The 994-nt window shown below is 49.6% G+C and carries 1 protein-coding gene and 1 pseudogene; both read left to right on the top strand.

The window, feature by feature from the left end:
- On the top strand, nt 1-701 hold a 701-nt coding region (locus AC1DUA_RS38975; RefSeq protein WP_477504782.1), incomplete at its 5' end, for a cation transporting ATPase C-terminal domain-containing protein.
- A 150-nt stretch (nt 702-851) separates the two neighbouring features.
- Nucleotides 852-994, top strand: a pseudogene (locus tag AC1DUA_RS38970) (diaminopimelate epimerase); the annotation flags it as partial.

Here is a 994-nt window from a genome sequence, read left to right as displayed (position 1 = left end):
AAGAAGGACGGGGGATTTACGAAAACATCCGCAAATTCATCCGGTATTTGCTGGCGTCCAATGTCGGCGAGATCATGACGATGTTTATCGCGATGATGGCAGGTCTGCCTTTGCCGCTGGTACCGATCCAGATTCTGTGGGTGAATCTGGTGACGGACGGGCTTCCGGCGATGGCGCTTGGCGTTGACCAAGCCGAGAAGGACTTGATGCAGCATAAGCCACGCTCGTCGAAAGAGAACATTTTCGCCAGACGGCTGGGCTGGAAAATCATCTCCCGCGGAATTCTCATTGGTATTTGTACCTTGGCAGCCTTCTGGCTCGTGCTGCGGGCTGATCCTTCGGATGCCGCAACCTTATTGAAAGCGCAAAGCGTCGCATTCGCTACGCTGGTAATGGCACAGCTCATCCACGTATTCGATTGCCGCAGTTCTCGTTCGATTTTTCACCGCAATCCGTTGCAAAATCGTTACCTTGTTCTTGCGGTATTATCCTCTCTTATCCTGATGCTCGCCGTTATGTATGTGGATACACTTCAACCGATTTTCAAAACCGTTCCTCTGGGCTGGAAGGATTGGATTCTTGTTCTGATTGCCGCAGGCATCCCGACCTTCCTCATGGGTCTCGGCAGCGTACTCTCACCGAAGCGCACCAAAGGGTCTCGACCGGCTTCTTATACGTCATCCAAGGCAAGTTTCAGATAAATTTAGATGTGAGGCTGTCCCTAGGGTCTTTAGACCTTTGGGATGGCCCTTTCCTATTTAACGGAACTAAAAACAGGAGAAAGGGCTATGCATTCAATCATTTTTGCGCTATGATATTGGCTAAAACACACATTTGGAGTGCTGATTACAATGGAATTCACGAAATTGCATGGTTTAGGCAACGATTTTATTGTCATAGCTGGTGAACAAGAACTTCCTGCCGGTGTGGATCAGCTTGCGATCCGGTTGTGCAATCGCTTCTTCGGGATTGGCGCTGACGGCTTAGTATACAT

The sequence above is a fragment of the Paenibacillus sp. 01T422 genome (assembly GCF_056398785.1).
Note: the sequence above shows the minus strand (reverse complement) of the source record. Positions and strands in the feature narration are given on the sequence as shown.